Annotated in this window: 19 protein-coding genes and 1 other RNA gene; 9 read left to right on the top strand and 11 right to left on the bottom strand. The window is 45.8% G+C overall.

The window, feature by feature from the left end:
• Nucleotides 1–64: 64 nt before the first annotated feature.
• Nucleotides 65–1684: a citramalate synthase gene (gene cimA, locus MHI06_RS10345; RefSeq protein ID WP_340401401.1), complete on the top strand. Its 1620-nt coding sequence runs from the start codon at nt 65–67 to the stop codon at nt 1682–1684.
• A gap of 84 nt (nt 1685–1768) precedes the next feature.
• Here the strand turns inward: cimA and MHI06_RS10340 are convergent, their stop codons facing one another.
• Nucleotides 1769–2320, bottom strand: a complete 552-nt coding sequence (locus MHI06_RS10340) for a TlpA disulfide reductase family protein (RefSeq protein WP_340401400.1) — start codon at nt 2318–2320, stop codon at nt 1769–1771.
• A 180-nt stretch (nt 2321–2500) separates the two neighbouring features.
• On the opposite strand from MHI06_RS10340, the gene MHI06_RS10335 reads away from it, so the two are divergent.
• Entirely contained in the window at nt 2501–2992 is a 492-nt protein-coding gene (locus tag MHI06_RS10335; protein ID WP_340401399.1) for a M67 family metallopeptidase, read from the top strand.
• Here the strand turns inward: MHI06_RS10335 and MHI06_RS10330 are convergent.
• The 3 genes from MHI06_RS10330 to MHI06_RS10320 are packed head-to-tail and all read right to left on the bottom strand — an operon-like array spanning nt 2978 to nt 6239.
• Complete coding sequence (locus tag MHI06_RS10330; RefSeq protein ID WP_169478614.1) at nt 2978–3715, bottom strand: exonuclease domain-containing protein; 738 nt, start codon at nt 3713–3715, stop codon at nt 2978–2980. The genes MHI06_RS10335 and MHI06_RS10330 overlap by 15 nt on opposite strands.
• The gene (locus MHI06_RS10325; protein ID WP_340401398.1) at nt 3712–4800 is read right to left on the bottom strand and encodes a DUF294 nucleotidyltransferase-like domain-containing protein; all 1089 of its coding nucleotides are present in this window, start codon (nt 4798–4800) and stop codon (nt 3712–3714) included. Before MHI06_RS10325 ends, MHI06_RS10330 begins: the two co-directional genes overlap by 4 nt.
• Before the next feature lie 38 nt (nt 4801–4838).
• Nucleotides 4839–6239, bottom strand: a complete 1401-nt coding sequence (locus MHI06_RS10320) for an ammonium transporter (protein ID WP_062833649.1) — start codon at nt 6237–6239, stop codon at nt 4839–4841.
• Nucleotides 6240–6591: 352 nt separating this feature from the next.
• Here MHI06_RS10320 and MHI06_RS10315 point away from each other — a divergent pair, with 352 nt between their 5' ends.
• Nucleotides 6592–7020 (top strand): MerR family transcriptional regulator, encoded by a 429-nt coding sequence (locus tag MHI06_RS10315; RefSeq protein ID WP_017689377.1) that lies wholly within the window; start codon nt 6592–6594, stop codon nt 7018–7020.
• A 28-nt stretch (nt 7021–7048) separates the two neighbouring features.
• On the top strand, nt 7049–7729 hold the full coding sequence (locus MHI06_RS10310) for a zinc metallopeptidase (RefSeq protein ID WP_169478615.1): 681 nt from the start codon (nt 7049–7051) through the stop codon (nt 7727–7729).
• A 43-nt stretch (nt 7730–7772) separates the two neighbouring features.
• Here MHI06_RS10310 and MHI06_RS10305 read toward each other — a convergent pair whose 3' ends face one another.
• Together MHI06_RS10305 and MHI06_RS10300 are read right to left on the bottom strand one after the other, a co-directional pair.
• Entirely contained in the window at nt 7773–8684 is a 912-nt protein-coding gene (locus MHI06_RS10305) for a LysR family transcriptional regulator (RefSeq protein WP_036609648.1), read from the bottom strand.
• A 69-nt stretch (nt 8685–8753) separates the two neighbouring features.
• The gene (locus MHI06_RS10300; protein WP_145319307.1) at nt 8754–9380 is read right to left on the bottom strand and encodes a rhomboid family intramembrane serine protease; all 627 of its coding nucleotides are present in this window, start codon (nt 9378–9380) and stop codon (nt 8754–8756) included.
• 148 nt (nt 9381–9528) lie between these two features.
• Between MHI06_RS10300 and tpx the strand changes: the two genes are divergently transcribed.
• A complete protein-coding gene (gene tpx / locus MHI06_RS10295; protein ID WP_340401397.1) occupies nt 9529–10047 on the top strand; it encodes a thiol peroxidase in 519 nt (172 codons plus the stop codon).
• A gap of 72 nt (nt 10048–10119) precedes the next feature.
• Here tpx and MHI06_RS10290 read toward each other — a convergent pair whose 3' ends face one another.
• The 4 genes from MHI06_RS10290 to MHI06_RS10275 form a co-directional block, all read right to left on the bottom strand.
• Entirely contained in the window at nt 10120–10512 is a 393-nt protein-coding gene (locus MHI06_RS10290) for a DUF1499 domain-containing protein (protein ID WP_017689382.1), read from the bottom strand.
• Nucleotides 10513–10693: 181 nt separating this feature from the next.
• Nucleotides 10694–10885, bottom strand: a non-coding RNA gene (ssrS, locus tag MHI06_RS10285) — 6S RNA.
• A gap of 51 nt (nt 10886–10936) precedes the next feature.
• Nucleotides 10937–11749 (bottom strand): DUF624 domain-containing protein, encoded by an 813-nt coding sequence (locus MHI06_RS10280; RefSeq protein ID WP_340401396.1) that lies wholly within the window; start codon nt 11747–11749, stop codon nt 10937–10939.
• 208 nt (nt 11750–11957) lie between these two features.
• Nucleotides 11958–13556 (bottom strand): DEAD/DEAH box helicase, encoded by a 1599-nt coding sequence (locus tag MHI06_RS10275; RefSeq protein WP_169478618.1) that lies wholly within the window; start codon nt 13554–13556, stop codon nt 11958–11960.
• Nucleotides 13557–13861: 305 nt separating this feature from the next.
• Between MHI06_RS10275 and MHI06_RS10270 the strand changes: the two genes are divergently transcribed.
• The 4 genes from MHI06_RS10270 to MHI06_RS10255 all read left to right on the top strand — a co-directional run bounded on the left by MHI06_RS10270 (nt 13862) and on the right by MHI06_RS10255 (nt 17945).
• The gene (locus MHI06_RS10270) at nt 13862–14683 is read left to right on the top strand and encodes a YitT family protein (RefSeq protein WP_145319319.1); all 822 of its coding nucleotides are present in this window, start codon (nt 13862–13864) and stop codon (nt 14681–14683) included.
• 175 nt (nt 14684–14858) lie between these two features.
• A complete protein-coding gene (locus MHI06_RS10265; protein WP_029880762.1) occupies nt 14859–15047 on the top strand; it encodes a hypothetical protein in 189 nt (62 codons plus the stop codon).
• Nucleotides 15048–15208: 161 nt separating this feature from the next.
• Nucleotides 15209–16390: a putative glycoside hydrolase gene (locus MHI06_RS10260; protein ID WP_340401395.1), complete on the top strand. Its 1182-nt coding sequence runs from the start codon at nt 15209–15211 to the stop codon at nt 16388–16390.
• A gap of 202 nt (nt 16391–16592) precedes the next feature.
• Nucleotides 16593–17945, top strand: a complete 1353-nt coding sequence (locus tag MHI06_RS10255) for an MATE family efflux transporter (protein WP_340402088.1) — start codon at nt 16593–16595, stop codon at nt 17943–17945.
• A gap of 79 nt (nt 17946–18024) precedes the next feature.
• Here MHI06_RS10255 and pfkA read toward each other — a convergent pair whose 3' ends face one another.
• Nucleotides 18025–18996 (bottom strand): 6-phosphofructokinase, encoded by a 972-nt coding sequence (gene pfkA / locus MHI06_RS10250; protein WP_169478620.1) that lies wholly within the window; start codon nt 18994–18996, stop codon nt 18025–18027.
• Nucleotides 18997–19022: the final 26 nt, after the last annotated feature.

Below are 19022 nucleotides of genomic sequence, written 5' to 3'. Positions count from 1 at the left end.
ACAGATTTTTCCAACTTACCATCTAAACTTCTAAAAAAGCGCTTTATCTCAAAGGAGGATCTTCATGTCAAAGGCCATTTCCATCTTCGATACGACTTTACGTGACGGCACACAAGGGGAGGGTGTCAGCTTATCGGCAGACGACAAACTCAAAATTGCCAAGAAGCTTGATGACCTGGGTGTCCATTATATTGAAGGCGGAATTCCCGGCAGCAACACCAAGGACATTGAGTTTTTCAAAAGAGTCAAGGAATTGAACCTGAACGCAAAGGTTGTTGCTTTTGGCAGTACCCGCCGAAAAGGCAGCGTTGCTAGTGAAGACGCCAACCTGAAGCGCATAATCGAATCTGGTGCTCAGGCTGCAACTTTGGTCGGTAAATCATGGGACTTCCATGTGCATACCGCTTTGCAGACTACATTGGAAGAAAACTTGTCCATGATCTATGATTCCATCGCCTATCTGAAACAGAATGGTATGGAAGTGATCTTTGATGCAGAACACTTCTTTGACGGATTCAAACATAATCCAGAGTATGCTCAAGCGGTCTTGACCAAGGCCCACGAAGCTGGAGCGGACTGGCTCGTTATGTGTGATACCAACGGCGGGACGATGCCAAACGAGGTACACGAGATCGTATCCACACTGCATAGAAGCCTGCCTCACGCACATCTCGGGATCCATACACATAATGATTGTGAACTGGCTGTGGCCAACACACTCAGCGCTGTACAAGCTGGAGCCCGTCAGGTTCAAGGAACGATGAACGGTTATGGAGAGCGTTGCGGTAACGCCAATCTGGCGTCCATCATTCCGAATTTGCAACTGAAGCTTGGCTATGAATGTGTTACGGAAGATTCAATGAGACAACTTACAAACGTGGCTCGTTATGTCAGCGAAATTGCTAATGTGAATATGCCGATTAATCAACCTTATGTTGGTAATGCTGCTTTTGCTCACAAAGGTGGCATTCACGTCTCTGCCATCCTGCGAGATTCCCGTACTTATGAACACATCGTGCCTGAACTGGTCGGCAACAAACAGCGTGTGCTGGTTTCAGAGCTTGCTGGACAGAGCAACATTGTGTCCAAAGCACAGGAATTGGGTCTTGAGTTCGATCCAAGCAGTGCCAATTCACGTCAGATTATTGAGAAAATCAAAGATCTGGAGCATCAGGGTTACCAGTTCGAAGGTGCAGATGCCTCGCTCGAATTGTTAATTCGTGAAGCGAATGGTGACATGAAAGAATTGTTCACTTTCGAATCATTCAAAATGCTTGTAGAGAAAACGGCAGGAAAATCCGTTGTTTCTGAAGCTTTTGTCAAACTTAATGTGGCTGGAACAAGTGTCTATACCGCTGCTGAAGGAAACGGTCCGGTTAATGCACTCGATAACGCGCTTCGGAAAGCGTTGGTACAATACTTCCCTTCACTTGCCAACATGCACCTGTCAGACTACAAAGTACGTGTACTGGATGAGAAGGATGCCACAGCTGCCAAAGTGCGTGTACTGATCGAATCCAAAAACACCGAAAACACATGGAACACTGTTGGTGTATCCGAGAACGTGATTGAAGCAAGTTGGGAAGCTCTCGTGCACAGTTTCCGCTACGCGTTACTTCAAGAAAAATTGCAGGATGAGCCGGGTACACTCCCTATTCCTGCTCACGGGTTAAGTAACCATTAATAAGGCTTATTTCCCGGAAAATAAAAAGGAAGCCTCTGCATCCATGAATCATGGGTAACGGAGGCTTCCTTTTTTAACTGAAAATTAGTTTGCGACAAGCTCTTTAATCTTACGTTCCAACTCTTTTTCGGGTAAAATGCCCAGGATAATCTCCTGTATAACGCCTCTGGAGTCAATCAGAACATTCGTCGGAAAAGCCACTCCATTGTATTGAGCATATACCGTCCCCTTCTCGTCCAAGGGAATAGGGAACGTCAGTTGGTACTCATCCACAAAAGCTTTCGCATCCTTGAGTTTATCGTAGGATGTTACATTAACACCATACAGATCAAGCTTATCCTTGTATTTCGCAGCCATTCTATTCAATTCCGGAGCTTCCTGCTTACATGGCTCACACCAGGATGCCCAGAAACTGACGAACGTGGCCTTATCTTTGGCGCCACCCACACTGTACGTCTTCCCATCCATTGCTGTTAGAGAAAAGGCAGGCGCCAGAAGACCCGCACGAGGTCCCGTCTCTGTAGGGATGGGCTCATCCTGCTTAAATACTGCGGAAATCCCATCCTCTGTATTGCGGGCCATTGTAATACTAACAAGCAATATAACACCGAGGAGTATGTATTTGTTTCGTTTCATAACCCGCCACCCTTTTATATAATTAGCATATTGAAAGTAAACCGTAATTTCTGTAAATGCTAAATGTTCTCTTTAATATTGTACCCTTTTCCTTTAAAATTTTACAATCCGGATCACACAAAATAAAATGAAAAAGGACTCCTGCCTGAGCAGGAGCCAAAGAGAGAGGGGTGAATACAAATGGCAGCACTTCACGGGCAGCAAAACGTCTTCTACATCCCTTCTTCCGTAGAACAAGAGATGTCAAAGCACATGTTCCTTTCGCTGCCGCAAGAAGCCTGCGGGGTTATGCTGGGTGAAACCGCAGCGGGCGGCATACGAATCAGTCGGTTTCAGCCCATTCGTAACGTAGCACCTGACCCGCTGCACCATTTTGCACTGGACGATGCCGAATGGATCCGATGTGTATTCTCGGAACCTAAACTGATGGGCATCTTCCATTCTCATCCGCATACAAAGCCTGTTCCTTCCTTAGAGGACATGCAAGCTCTTCCGGCCTTCGCCGGTTTGCTCCAAATGTACCTCATAGGCTCACCTGACCTTACACCCGGATTACAATCTCACATGCAACTGAACGGTTATCAGATTGAATCCTCGAAGATACAACACGACCAGTCATACCACGTTGTCCCTTCGTACAATCTGCTTCCCGTTCCATTATGCGTGACTTAAGTGGGTATACAGATCACCCAAAGTCTCCACATTTTTACGAGTCATGTCCTCCAGATAGCAGGACCATAACTGTGCAGTCATTTTCGAATCTTCCAGCGCATGGTGACGTCCATAGATCGGAATACCTCTGGATTCCAGCAATTCATCCAGTCCATACCCCGGCCGGCTTGGTTCAAGCCAGCGGGCCAACATCATCGTATCGATTAAACGATGCGTCAGCCTTACCTTTGAAGTCCGCCACAGAGCTGCATTCAGAAAGGCTCGGTCATGCGCACTTGCGTGTGCAATTAGAACATTTCCGCCTACAAAAGACATGAAATCATGCAGTCCCTCCAGCAAAGTTGGTGCGTCCAGCGTCATCTGCTGTGTGATGCCTGTCAGTTCAGTAATATGTTCCGGAACCGCAGTCTTGGATTGAACCACCGTATAGAACTGCTCTCCTTCCAGCACTACACCACCATGTATACGGACTGCACCAAATGAGATGATCTCATCCCCATGCTGGGGAGAAAAACCCGTCGTTTCCAGATCAAATACAACCGCGTCCAGCTCATTTAGAGGCGTATGCAGTACTTCAGGTCTGCGCTGTTCTCTCATCATAGAGCGGATAAACGCCATGTGTTGCGCCGTAGGGGCTCCCATGATGGAAGCGATGGCGGAAGGAACCCCTCCCTGACGCAGCGAATTCCAGAATCCTGTATTGCCCCTTGCCGGCTCTCTCATGGACGTCTCCTTTCTGCAAAACGTAACTGTCTTTGCAAAGCACGATGCACTCGTCGTACCAACCCGAGCGTATCCCTGAGCTCATAATGAATCTGTTTTTGTTTCATCTGCTTCTCATCTAGGAACCCACTGCTATGTTGCAAGTCCCGTTGGATGACCACTGGTGTACTTCTCCGAAACTTCAGAGCAGCTATGAACGCCCGCTGGCATGCATCCAGTAATGTAAACGGAACCGCTTCAAGTGTTGTCAGTCTCTCCATTCTTTTTAACGTAGACGATTCCTTGATCCCATGTTGCAAAGCCAAATAACGAGCACTGTTCACCAGCGGAATATACAAACCATACTTAACATCAAATCCGCCTGCATGTTCACCAAATCGCTCTGTGACCACACGACCAAGTACATTTAATGTCGCTTTATGTTTAACTGTATTGCGAAGAACTGCATCCGAAAGTTCAGGAATCAGTCTAAACTGTTCATAAAAACTGGTTATCCATTCCTCTGCCAGACTTTGCTCCCCTGCTACAAAACGCATGTCTGAAGCAATGATCAGATTACGAACGGGCTCCCAATTCAAATCCGAGCTCCAATCTGCTAATTGTTGTTTCCATGACGCCAGCGTTTTTCTCCATAGTGGCTCTGAACACATCACTTTGCCTTCGCATTTAGCGTAACCCAGCTCTTCCAACATATTTGACATTCGCTGTCCGAGCTGTGCAAAATATTCATCTTTACCTTCATGCGGAGTATCACTAATGATCATGCCATTATCCTGATCACTCCATAACGTTGCTTCTTCCCTGCCCGAACTCCCAAATACGATAAAGGCATAGGGGACGGGAGGTTGGCCGAAGCCTTCCTCAACCATCCCCTGAATGCATAACTCTACTGCTTTCCGTGCAATCCGGTCATGCAGTTCATTTACCGTTTGGTACCACTCGATCGGCGACAAGGAAGCGGACAACAATTCCTGGAGCTCGTTCTGTAATATCACACGTGCCTGGCGCAGTTCTTGAGAAGACACCGCGCCATCGATTCCCTGATAAGACCAGGAATAGTTTGTATACGAGATGGGTTCCATCATGTCCAGCCTCCTTGAAGCATGTTTCAGCATTATTCACCTCAGGAGCTGAACGTACCACCATTGGATTTAGAATCTACATTTTTCATTTGTTCAGGGTATCCGTAAGTACCGTGCTCACTGATATCCAGACCCATTGTTTCTTCTTCTTCAGTAACACGGATGCCCATGATCGCTTTCATTCCGCCCAGGATAATGAAGGACATTACCAGTACGAAGGCAAAAGCACCTGCCAGACCGAGAAGCTGTACGCCCAATTGGTGGAATCCACCGCCATAGAACAGACCCGCTTGACCTACACCCGCATGCTCAGCAAGTTCTGGTGTAGCGAACAAACCTGTGGAGATTGCTCCCCACATACCAGCAACACCGTGTACGGAGAAAGCGTAGATTGGATCGTCAATTCCTTTACGATCGAAGTACTGTGCTGTGAAGAATGTGATAACCCCAGCCAAAGCACCGATAACCAAAGCTGCCCAAGGCTCAACGAAGGCACAAGCACCTGTAATTGCAACGAGTGCCGCAAGCACACCGTTCAACATGCTAGGAATATCGGACTTGCCAAGAACTGCCCAAGAGATCAACAGTGCAGCAACACCACCAGCTGCAGCAGCTACGTTAGTAGTCAATGCAACATAACCAAAGAATCCATCGTCCAAAGCAGTTAACGTACTACCTGGGTTAAATCCGAACCAACCGATCCAGAGGATAATTACCCCGAGTACGGAATACACTTGGTTGTGACCTGGAATGATGTTAGGTTTGCCGTCTTTGTTGTATTTACCGATACGTGGTTTCAACAAGATGGTCGCTACCAATGCTGCAGTCGCACCAGTCAAGTGAACAACCGTCGATCCTGCAAAGTCTTGCATACCCAGCTCAGCCAACCAGCCGCCGCCCCATACCCAGTGAGCAACAACCGGATACATGATAATGGTATACAGTGTACCGAATACAATATATACGCTCATTTTTGCACGTTCAGCCATACCACCGCAGGCAATGGCCAGAGATACCGCCGCAAAAGCGAGGTGGAATACGAATTTAACAGTCAATGGAACATCGGAGAAAGCCAGTGATTCGAAGGAAGCAGCCATTTTGTCACCGCTCAGGAAGAACCCTGTTGTTCCAAAGAAGCTGTTACCATTACCGAAACCAAGACCGAAGCCCAAAGCCCAGAAGGCAATAACTGAAATTCCCAATGTCAGGATAGTCTTACCCGCAATGTGTCCTGCATTCTTCATTCGTGTTGAACCCGCTTCAAGTAAAGCAAATCCCCCTTGCATCAAAAACACGAGTACAACAGCCAGAAACGTAAAGGCTGAGTTCAAACCACTTTGAAGTTCAATGTTAGTTGGCCCCTCCGCAGCTGCGAATGCACTGACCGGAAAAGCGAATAAAGTAAGCATTACTAACACGGAAACTAACCATTTCTTTCTCATATACCCCACTCCCTCTTATGTTAAGTTTCTTCACATATCGTGAAACTCTTAATGTCATTATAAGCAGAAGAGAGGAAAGTTGACAAGAGTATTTTCATCAAAATTGAAAATTATTTCTGGGAATAAAGTCATACGTCTTTTTCTTGCACTTAAGTACATAATCACATTCTATGAGCACATAGATATAGAAATGAAGTATGCTGATTACTAAAGCATAACGTTTGACTGTACGGTTAAAGATCATGTATCATACTTATTAGTAAGAAAAATTGGGCGTAGTATATAAATTCGCAAGCGGAAACTACAATTCCCTACATTTGAACTTGCAAGCGAGGTGAATATCATTGGGGATATGAAACTTTTTCGGATTGGCGAACTTGCCAAGACCGCTGGTGTTAGTGAACGGACGATTGATTATTACACGAAGCTTGGACTGATCGCTCCCGAAGAACGTACACAAAAAAATTATCGTCTCTATAGTAATGAAACTTTAACCAGGCTTGAACGTATTGTACAGATGAAACAAGAGAAGTATAGTCTCGACGAGATTAAGCAATCTCTTGAAAAGTGGCGTCTGGTTAGCACGGAAGAACAAGTTGCCAGCAAATTGACAACATTGGAACTTCACGTGCAACAACTTGAGCGAGAGGTTAATGAACTCAAACCGCTACTTGGGGAGATGAAACCTGTACAAGCACGCAAGATGATGGCAGGACTACTTACCAAAAGTGCCGGTACAATGGAGGCACTGAAAATCTTGCTTGAGAACACCATGATGTAGCTTATTATTAGAAAGCGGAGGAATGAATATGAGTTTTAATAACGGTATGTTCGTATTGATCATTATCGCCTTTTTGCTCTCTTTATGGGCGCAATTTCGCGTAAAAGGTACTTTTAGACGTTGGTCAGAAGTCCCCAACCAGAATGGAATCACCGGCTACGATGCCGCTCGCCAGATGCTCGACGCTAATGGCCTGCATGATGTTCCAATTGAGCCTGTACGCGGAACACTCTCTGATCACTATGATCCGATCAATCGGGTTGTACGCTTATCAGAACCAGTATATTATGAAAACTCAATCTCAGCTGTTTCGGTAGCGTGTCACGAAGTTGGCCACGCCATTCAGCATAAAGAAAGTTATCCGATGCTGGCACTGCGTCACCGGATCTTCCCAATTGTGAACTTTGCATCCGGATTAGCTCCGTTCCTGTTGATTGCAGGATTCATCTTCAATGCCATGAACCTTGTAGGTATCGGTATCATCTTCTTCTCCGTAACCGTTGCGTTCCAACTTATCACATTGCCGGTTGAGTTCAACGCCAGCAATCGTGCAAGAGAGATTATGGTGTCTGAAGGTTATATCCGCAATGAAGAAGAAAAAGGTGTTGCTAAAGTTCTGAATGCCGCAGCTTTGACTTACGTTGCTGCAGCGCTGATCTCACTGCTTGAATTGATTCGTTACATCGGAATCTTCAACAGCCGTGATTAATTGGATACTTAATACAACAAAAACAAAAAACAATACCCCACCGTTAATCGGATGGGGTATTGTTTTGTTGTAAACCGAAATAATCAAGCAAGAATGAACGAAAGGACTGAGCAACCAGCGGCAGTTTATCATGCGCACGATGAATTAACCCGATAGTTCGCGTTACTTTTGGATGGGAGATAGCCACATGTGCCGGTTGCAACGGATTCGTCTGGAATAACGCCATCTCAGGCAGCAGACTGACCCCCATGCCCGCAGCGACCAATCCGCGGATGGTGTCGGTCTCTTCCCCTTCAAAAGCAATCTTGGGTGTAAAACCAGCTTCCAGACAGGCATGCCACACAATAGGACGAAGAGAATAACCTTTGCTGAATAATACAAACTTATCATCCTTGAGCTGTTCGAGCGCAATCGTCTCCTCACCAGCTAATGGATGATTTGGAGGAAGAATGGCATGTAACTCTTCCGTGAGTACAATATCGCCATCCACTTGATCATGCTTCTCCGGAAATGGAGAAATGAATGCCAAGTCTACTTCTCCCGATAACACATCACGAATGAGTGTAGGAAACATCCCCTGCTTGAATCTGAATTTCACGTTAGGGTAGCGCTGGCGGAAAGCAGCCACAACGGAAGGAATGAGATGAATCCCCAGGCTATGCGGAAATCCGATTCGAATCTCCCCATGTTCCGGATCCAGAAACTCATGAACTTCCCCGACTGCCTTATCCAGATCTTTCAATATGCCTTCAATTCGTTTGCAAAAGAGCTGTCCTACTGCAGTCAACTGCAGGTTTCGCCCCTTTTGCATAAAAAGGTCCACGCCCAGCTCTTCTTCCAGCTGATGAATCTGACGACTCACCGCCGACTGCGCCACATGCAACTCTTCAGCAGCCTGTGTTACATGTTCCTTCTGTGCCACTTTCAAAAAGTAATGCAACTGTCTTAATTCCACTCGCCTGATCGCTCCAATCTGTTATACCCTACTTATCCTTGATTGCATTCCATCTTGAGAACGTTCTGACTACCGCTTTAAGCTGCGGGGTTTCCACAATCTGATCAACAGTCCATAAATAAAGAATCCACCCAGCAATCCGCCCAGATGAGCCATCCAGTTGATGCCCGACATGGCGAAGGAGAATATAATCCCGAACACAAGCAAGGTGTACATCGTTTTGCGCGAAGCCTCATCCATCATGGTGCGCTGGAACAGCGCTACATACAGGAATGCACCATAGACGGCATAGATCGCTCCTGAAGCACCCACCGAGATGGTAATACTGCCAACTGAGTTGTACCATGCAACAGCAAGAATATTACCCAACACACCACCACCCAGGTACAACACACCATACCTTACCGATCCGAGTAACCGTTCCATCGGTGGTGCAAATACAATTAACGCAAAGCTGTTGAACAATAAATGACTGAAGCCTGCGTGCAGGAAGATGGATGTAATGTAGCGCCACCACTCCGAAGCGAACAGTTCATAATTCGTAAGCGCCCCGAATTTCAGCAACACCATATTGTTCGTTGAACCACCATTTACCGTTAACACGATAAACATCACTACATTGGCAATTAAAAAAATCGACGTCAAAGGGAAATACTTCAAATAACCTTTCCAGTTCTCATAGCGAATAAATATCATAAATTTCTTCTTTCACTCCACCCTGTTCAGATCGGACTTACATCTCTGATCCATCGTAATGGTACATGCCCAAATTGGACAATGCCTTTCATAAAAGATTATAATGGATTTTGGCACGGATCACCAATTTATAAGGAGGAACATTATTATGACACAAGAACGTACAGGCGAAGCCACATTTAAAGGCAACCCTATTACATTGATCGGACCCGAATTGAAAGTGGGCGATCAAGCACCCGATTTCACACTGAGCAAGAACCTGGTTGAAGATGCATCCCTGAAAGACTTCGCAGGCAAAATCAAATTGATCAGCGTTGTTCCTTCCCTGGATACTGGCGTATGCGATGCGCAAACTCGTCGTTTCAATGTTGAAGCTGGAGAACTCGGAGACAATGTTGTTGTCTTGACAGTAAGCGTTGACCTTCCGTTCGCTCAAGCCCGTTGGTGCGGAGCAGCTGGCGTTGACCGCGTAGTAACATTGTCAGACTACAAAACACGTTCTTTCGGTGAAGACTACGGCGTTCTGATCAAAGAATTCCAGTTGGACATGCGCTCCATTTTTGTGGTGGATGCTGAAGACCGGATTACATATGTGGAGTATTTGCCTGAAATGACAGACTCCCCTAACTTCGAGCAAGCGATTGCTGCTGTAAAAGCTTTGCTGTAGAAGTTATCATACGTTCAGAACAAAAGCGAGGAAGGTTAACCTTCTCTCGCTTTTTGTTATTCATCATCTATTTCAATCATTTGCTTTATACTTACTCAGCTTTTTATCCAGTACAGAGAATAAGTTCATAATCGTCCGATAGTTAGAGCCCAAGTCTCCAAGTGAACCACGGGAAGCTGAATACATATCCACTGCACTACGTACAGGACTTACCGAGATAATGGAAACTGTAATATCCATCGTCCGTCCAAAGGTAGTCCGCTTCTCCAGTATAACTTCTCCAACAGAAGGCACTTCGTGCAGTACTTTATAACCTGGAATCTTTTTGAGTGTCGAAGAAACCTCTTCCCAGGCTCTGTCTTTGGATAAGTTATAATACCGTGTTTTTAATTTGGGATCCTTGGCTCGATCGCTGGTCCCCTCCATGCTGCGGATGATACCGACGAGCGTTCTCTTTAAGGTCAAGACCCTTCCTCCTTTGAATGTAACCGTTCCATTTATGTATCTTAGTGTAACATTGTTCAAGTAGTAACAAAAGGGTAAGCATCATATTTATCACAAAACCAATCAAAACCATTCATTACAACATAAAAACACCCTGAAATTCCTTCAAAGAGGAAAAGTCAGGGTGCTGTACATGAAAATTTAGAAACCCGCCTATGCCGTCCGGCTACATTGTCTTATGAACCTGCTTGGCAGGTGGGTGACCGCAAAAATGCTTTTTGAAGTCCCCATGTCGTATAGACAGGGCTTTTCAGCAACATTCTGTGTTGATCTCCCGAAGACGTCATCATTGGTTCAAAACAACGAATAACCGAAACGTACATCGCAGGATGTACAATTATTATATCCCTAACTGTGTAAAAAGTAAATGGCGATCCATCATGTTTTATTTTTGCAGTGTAATGTTTTTGTCGTCTGATGGCTCAGATGCTTCACCGTTCTCTGCTGATTCCTCAGCCAGCGCAGCGGCTTCCTCTTCTTCCTTCTTCAACTGCATCTTCTCCATCTGCTCCTGCATTTTATTGAAGGTTGCGTAGAAGTTGAAGAAAGCAAACCAGGCGATGATACTGATAATGAAGAAAATGAACAAAACCGGATATTGGAAACCGATGTAGAACAACAGTCCACTTCCCAGCAATGTGGAGAATACACGGAAAGGTCTGATCAGCGTAAGCAATACCGCATTTTTGATAATGAGCCCGATGGACATATGGTAGTGTACAACCATCGAGAAAAAGTTAAAGAGTGATACAAATAACAAGAGAAGCAGCACAAGCATAATGATTCCTACGAGCTGCATGTTGCGGAACTGCGTCATGTATACCGTATAATCCAGATACATAATCGCGAACAGCAGTGTGTAAAAAATGCCCCCAATTAAACTTTGCTTATAGTTTTCCTTGTAACCTACAAAGAAAGTACGGAAGATCGGCACATCCGTATCGCCCATATTCCATTTACGAACAACCGTAAACAGCGCCGACGTCGCCGGGAATAGTGTAAGCGGTGCCACAATGGCTATAGCCCAGTTCATTTGTAATGATTCGTTGGCGAGGTTCTGCTGCATAACGAGCAGTTTCATAATCAAGAAAAACAAGAACGGCGACGAACAAATAGCCCACAACAGATTGGTTGCGGCCAGTCGCGTAATCCACTCTGTAAGCCGGTATATCCCGCCCATAGCTCCTTTAAATTCCAAACATTTCTCCTCCTCCGCAGCCTTGCGTATACCTAAAGTCTAATATTAATATACCTTATTATAGATAGGAAAAGCCAGCACTTCCCGAAAAGAGATCGGCCAAGCCCCTGACCAGTGCTTTTGCCAGTGAGCAAAAGACGATACAGCCATTTGAAAACAAAAAAAATGGAGCAGTTGCCTGCTCCATTTTCCAGTTCATACGTTTATATTACTCGAAAGAAGAATCTTTCGCTGGACGACGTCCTTCGTTGCTGCTTGGACGCGGTTTGCGGTCACGATTGTAACCACCTTCTCTGCTTCCACTACCAGTGCTGCTGCTTCCGCTGTTACGATCACGGTTGTAGCCGCCACGTCCGCCGCCACTGCTGTTGCGATCACGGTTGTAACCACCACCACTGCCGCCGCTACCACTTGTGCGGTTACCGCTGTAACCCGATGGTTTACGTCCGCCTGAGCGAACATCTGGTTTACGACGCTTCGCACGGATCGGATCTTCAGGAGTCAGATCAACTTGAGCATCTTTTTTGTCACCTGTCAGGAGCTTCAGTGCAGCCGACAACAGTTGAACAGAATCATACTGCTCAAGCATTTGAATCGCGATACCTTTGTATTCGTTCAGTTCGCCCGATTGTACGATTTCCAGCAAACGCTCTGCTGTCAAACGTTGTTTGCCTTCAACCGCTTCTGCCATTGTTGGCAGTGGTTTACGTGGAATACGGTGACGTGTTACACGCTCGATGAAGTGCAAGTGATCAATCTCACGCGGTGTAACGAAGGACCAAGCAGCCCCCTCTTTACCCGCACGACCTGTACGACCGATACGGTGAACATAGCTCTCCGGATCTTGCGGAAGGTCAAAGTTAACAACGTGAGTTACGCCAGATACGTCGAGACCACGTGCAGCCACGTCTGTTGCAACGAGTACGTCAATGCTGCCGTCACGGAACTTACGCATTACCGCATCACGTTGATTCTGGGACAAGTCACCATGAAGACCGTCTGCAGAATATCCACGTTTTTGCAAAGCTTCAGCCAATTCGTCAACACGACGTTTTGTACGTCCGAATACGATCGCCAGTTCAGGAGATTCCATATCCAACAAACGGCTCAACGCTTCGAATTTTTGACGCTCAGGTACTTCGATATAGGATTGGTCAATCAATGGTGCACTAACATGTTTCGGAATCACAGAGATGTGCTCAGGATTGTTCAAGAATTGTTGTGCCAATTTTTGAATGTTAGGAGGCATTGTTGCTGAGAACAGCATAGTTTGACGCTCGTCTGGAACTTGTTTCAGGATGGATTGGATATCCTCCATGAAACCCATGTCGAGCATTTCATCTGCTTCATCCAATACAACAGTTTGTACATCATCAAGTTTGATTGTTTTGCGGTTGATGTGGTCAAGGAGACGTCCAGGTGTACCAATGATGATCTGTGGTTTTCTTTTCAGTGCACGGATTTGACGAACGATATCTTGTCCGCCATAGATTGGCAGGGAGCGCAGACCTTTGAAGCGAGTAAGTTTTTCGATCTCTTCAGCAACTTGAATTGCAAGTTCGCGTGTAGGTGCCATAATGAGGGCGCGGATTTTCTCGTCACTTTTCGTGATTTTGCTGATCAACGGAATACCGAATGCAGCTGTTTTACCCGTACCTGTTTGAGCTTGACCAATCAAATCTCTGCCTTCGAGTGCCAAAGGAATCGCTTTGGATTGGATCGGTGTTGCTTCTTCAAACCCGAGCTCAGTGATGGCTTGCAGCACCAGTGGTTCAAGATTGAAATCTGTGAAATTTAAATTTGTCAAAATTATTCATGCTCCTTTTATATGGTGGACATGGTGGACAATCCACTTTGTTGTCTGTATTCTTAAGTAGCGTTAATATTTATAGGGTATCCCAACGGGACGAATTATTTTCACGACGAATATAATTCCATTGAATGGGTCCCCAACATAAGACTAAAACTACATACATGTGTTTGAAACATTTCAAAATTTTATTGCTCCATTTAGGAAAAGTTTCCTACTCAAGAATATCCACAAATTATTATATCACAAAACAATTCAAGATTACCAGCAATCTGGTTTTAAATATAAATGAGGTGATTAAATTGCCCAAAATAATTTGGCACTCTTTAGTGATCATTTTGGGTGCTGCAGCTATTGCCTGCGGCTTCAACTGGTTTTTGGTTCCCCATCAGCTTTTAAGCGGCGGGGTATCCGGTATTTCCATGCTTCTGGGTTATTTCACGACTTTGAATCTTAGTATAATGTATTTTGTTCTCAACATTCCCCTGCTTATTGCAGGTTGGTTTATTCTTGGACGACGCTTCATTACATTAAGTATTCTCTCGGTAGCAGCCACTTCCTGGTTCATTGCGCTTCTGCCTGTTTTTGCTGTGGCTACAGACCCTTTGCTAAGCTCTGTATTTGGCGGTGTACTTATTGGACTGGGCACTGGCGTATCCTTCAGAGTCGGCGGCTCCACAGGCGGTCTGGACATTGTCGGTTCCATTTTCACGCGTAAACGAGACTTTCCGATCGGTACGGTAATGGCTGGCATGAACGGTACCATCATTATGCTCGCGGGATATCTGAGTGACAACTGGAATACTGCCTTGGCCTCTATGGTGTCCATCTACATTACAGGCAAAGTGCTTGATCTGATTCATATCAGTCACGTCAAAGTAACGCTATACATCATTACAAACGAAACCGAATCCATGTTGAAGAAATTACTTGTTCGACCACGTGGGGTTACCAAGATTAAGACTCAAGGCGCGTACACGGATATTGAAAAGGACATGCTTATGACCGTTACCACCCGTTACGAGTTGGTTGAAATCAAACGTATTATCAAGGAAACAGATCCAAACGCCTTTGTTAACATTGTGGAAACGGTTGGTGTTATGGGCTCATTCCGCAGAAGTTGAGACACCTGTACGGTTAACAATTCACAACATTGTGGTATAATAACGGTGTACGGCTCCTAAATATGTTGTATAGCAGGTTCAACCCTTCAATTTTCACAGGCCATATGCTTTCCCGAATCGCGCCGAATGACTTACCATTTTGGAATTCGAGTAGGAAAGGGTGATTAATGTGGATATGGAAACGGTAAAACTGTTTGAGATTGTCAACAGATGGTGCCCGGAAATGCTCCCTTTCTTGAAACCGAATGAACTCGACTCGCTGATTGTCCTCCGGGATGGGCTGGGCATCCTGGAACAGGGAGATGCAATGGAAATCATTCAGTACAGTATTTGTGAGCATCAAAATGAGATTTACATTCAATAATTTTTTTTAGATTGATTACGCCGCTTCTTGCAGGGGATTTCCTCAGCAGGAAGCGGTTTTCATTTTTTCCATGTGTTTCATTACTTGATTAATATGGTTAAAAGCCCGGAGGCTTTAATGTATAATTCATACATGGAATGCACATAAGGGAGTGGAAATGAATGAACATGTTTTGGGCTTTACTGGCTATGGCCTTTGGAGGCTTTGGTGGTGCCCCGGCAGTGGCAGATCAGGGAAATCCTCAATTCCAATCGTTAACCAACAGTTTTAACACCGCAATTATCCAATCTCAAAAAGATCAGGTTGTTATTGATGCCGATAATCCACCTGCTAAAATTGACCCACAACCTGATGCCCCCGTGGTCAAAGGTATCTATGTAACGGCCTACAGTGCCGGCGGCACACGTATGAAAGAATTGCTGGAGCTGACAGACAGTACGGAACTGAATGCCATGGTCATTGATATCAAAGACGATCTCGGATACATAACTTATCCCACAGAAAACAAAGCACTACAGAAAATGGGCAAGTCCCAACCTTTTATTCGGGATATCGATGCCTTGATGAAACGATTACAAAAACATGAGGTTTACCCAATCGCACGTGTCGTTGTATTCAAAGACACCATTCTTGCGAAGAAGAATCCGGAGCTTTCTTTCCGAAACAAGGATGGTTCGGTTTGGGCGAATGGCAAAGGCGACAGCTTCGTAAATCCATACAGCAAGGAAGTATGGGACTATAATATCGAGATTGCCAAGGAAGCGGCCAAACTGGGATTCAAAGAGATTCAGTTTGACTACGTCCGTTTCCCGGAAGGTTTCGAAACTCGTGCGGATGTACTGAAATATACCAAATCCGACAAGTCCCGAGTTGATATTGTGGCTGAATTCGTGCAATATGCACGCAAAGAACTGGCACCTCTAGGTGTTCGTGTCTCGGTAGATATCTTCGGTTATGCGGCTTCTGTACCTGCGGCTGAAGGTATTGGACAGGATTTTGTTAAAATATCCGAAAATGTGGATGTGATCTCACCAATGGTATACCCGAGTCACTATTCAACTGGCTGGTATGGGGTGAAGGACCCTGACAAAGATCCTTACACGACCATCAAAGGCTCGATGGAAGACACACACAAGAAACTGGACCCTACCAAGGAGCTCAAACCGGTCATTCGTCCCTGGATTCAGGATTTTACAGCAAGCTGGCTGGGCAGTGGACATTATATCAAGTATGGCAAGAAGCAAGTGGAAGACCAGATTAGAGCGATGAAAGACATGGATGTGGATCAATATCTGCTCTGGAATGCGTCCAACCGATACACTTCAGGTGTAGATTATAAGTAATCCGGCCTCTTTCATATTTCTATATTTCACTCAACCTCGTTCTGCTTGAAGCGGAGCGAGGTTTTTTGGTGTTCATTTTTCTTAGTACGCCCCTACGCTTCTGTCCCTATTCAAAACGGACAAAATCCACTACAATAAATAGCTGTCCATATATGACACTTGGATGACATCTCTTTAGAATAGCGAGGCACTGCCAGTGAACATGAACACAACAAGCTTTTCCCAAAAAGTGAAGCAATTCCTGATTATATTTTTGCCCATCTTCACCACTCAAATCGCCCTCTCAGCCATGTCGTTCTTCGACACGAATATGTCAGGCAAGTTCTCCCCTGCAGACCTTGCAGGAGTGGCCATCGGCACAAGTCTATGGTTGCCCGTGCAAACTGGACTAAGCGGGATTCTAATCGGCATAACGCCTGTCGTTTCTCATCTGCTAGGTTCCAAACGGAATGATCAGATCGGGTATAACGTCATACAAGCGTTGTATCTAGGTATTGCTGTCAGTCTACTCGTTCTCGGAGGAGGGGCGTTGTTACTTGGCCCTATACTGAACGGAATGCCTCTGGAACCCCGTGTTGCCCAAGTTGCTTTCTATTTCTTGTGTGCACTTGCTTTTGGTATCATTCCGCTCTTCGGATATACGGTACTGCGCAGCTTCATGGATGCTCTTGGTCAGACGCGAACTACGATGTTCATTACGTTGGTCTCCCTGCCCGTTAACATCTTTCTGAATTATCTGCTGATTTTCGGCCGTTGGGGTTTCCCACAATTGGGCGGAGTTGGTGCTGGTGTCGCTACAGCATGTACCTACTGGCTCATCTTTCTTATTAGTCTCTTTTTTGTCCATCGGGTCGAGCCTTTCGCCCAATACGGCATTTTCCGTCAGTGGACCCGTGTATCCTTGACCAAATGGAAAGAGTTACTCAAAATCGGGGTTCCGATTGGATTCGCGACTTTTTTCGAAACATCCATCTTCGCTGCGGTGACCTTAATGATGAGCCGTTTCGACACCACAACAATAGCTGCCCATCAGGCGGCACTGAACTTCGCTTCTACGCTCTACATGTTGCCTGTGAGCATATGTATGGCACTTACGATCCTTGTGGGCTTTGAGGCAGGCGCAGGACGTCTGAAAGACGCCAAGCAATACAGTCTGCTCGGAATTGGTGGAGCCATCGGGCTTTCATTGCTAACAGCCATCGTGTTGATTGTGTTCGGCGAACAGATTGCAGGCGTGTATTCAAATGATCGAGAGGTCATTGCACTCACACAGCATTTCCTCATCTACGCGATCTTCTTTCAAATCTCGGATGCGATTGCTACACCGACCCAAGGAGCATTACGTGGCTACAAAGATGTTAATCCGGCACTGATCATTACGTTCGTAGCGTATTGGATTATTGGTCTGCCTGTAGGTTATCTTACAGCTACGTATACTTCACTCGGCGCCTTTGGATATTGGATCGGACTCATTGCAGGCCTTGCTGTAGGAGCAACTGCGCTTCTCTGGAGACTCTTCCTGGTACAAAAACAAGCCGCACTCCGCAAGGCGTAGGCATCTCCTATTCCACCGAACAACAAAAAGAGCACAATCCTCGTCATTACGGGATTGTGCTCTTTGCTTATGAATTGAATTATTGGGACAAACGTTGTGCAAGCTCGTAAGTCTCCATATCGAAATCTTTTTTCGTGTTAACCACTTTATCGATATCCGTCAGGGTAAGCTCACCCTTGATAATGCCACAACCTTTGTCTGTCTCGCCTGCAATCAGACTGCGAACAGCGAAATCGCCCAGACGACTTGCCAGGTTACGGTCGAAAGGTGTTGGTGTACCCCCACGCTGAATGTGACCCAGAACGGTTACACGCGGCTCATACGTCGGGCAACGTTCCATCAGTTCTTTCGCTACATCCTCACCCTTGCCCACGCCTTCAGCAACGATGATAATACTGTGACGTTTGCCGTGTGCGAAGTTAGCTTTCATACGATCTGCCACTTCGTCCATGTCAAACGGAACTTCCGGCACAAGAATCGTCTCAGCACCCGAAGCAAGTCCTGCATGCAGGGCGATATCCCCACAGTGACGACCCATAACTTCAACGATGGAAGAACGTTCGTGTGAAGACATCGTATCACGCAATTTGTTCACTGCATCAACCACTACGCTTACAGCTGTATCAAATCCAATAGTATGGTCGGTGAATGAAACATCGTTATCGATCGTTCCTGGCAGACCCATGGTGTTAATGCCCAGTTTGCTCAGTTTGTTCGCTCCGTTGTATGAACCATCTCCACCGATAACAACCAGACCGTCAATGCCACGCGCACGCAGAATGTCCGCCCCTTTTTGCTGACCTTCAGCGGTGTAGAACTCTTTGCAACGTGCCGATTGAAGAACCGTCCCCCCACGTTGAATGATATCCCCTACACTCCGCAGATCCATTGGGAAAATGTCATTATTCAAAAGACCCTGGTATCCACGTTGAACTCCGTATACTTCGAGACCGTGAAACAGTCCACTGCGAACAACCGCACGAACAGCCGCGTTCATCCCCTGTGAATCACCACCGCTCGTTAATACTGCGATTTTCTTTACTGCTGTCATGATGTTTCTTCCTCCTCTAGTTTCAC

Source organism: Paenibacillus sp. FSL H8-0079 (assembly GCF_037991315.1).
Taxonomy (GTDB): domain Bacteria; phylum Bacillota; class Bacilli; order Paenibacillales; family Paenibacillaceae; genus Paenibacillus.
The sequence above is the reverse complement of the archived record's forward strand: the minus strand, read 5'-3'. Positions and strand labels throughout refer to the sequence as shown.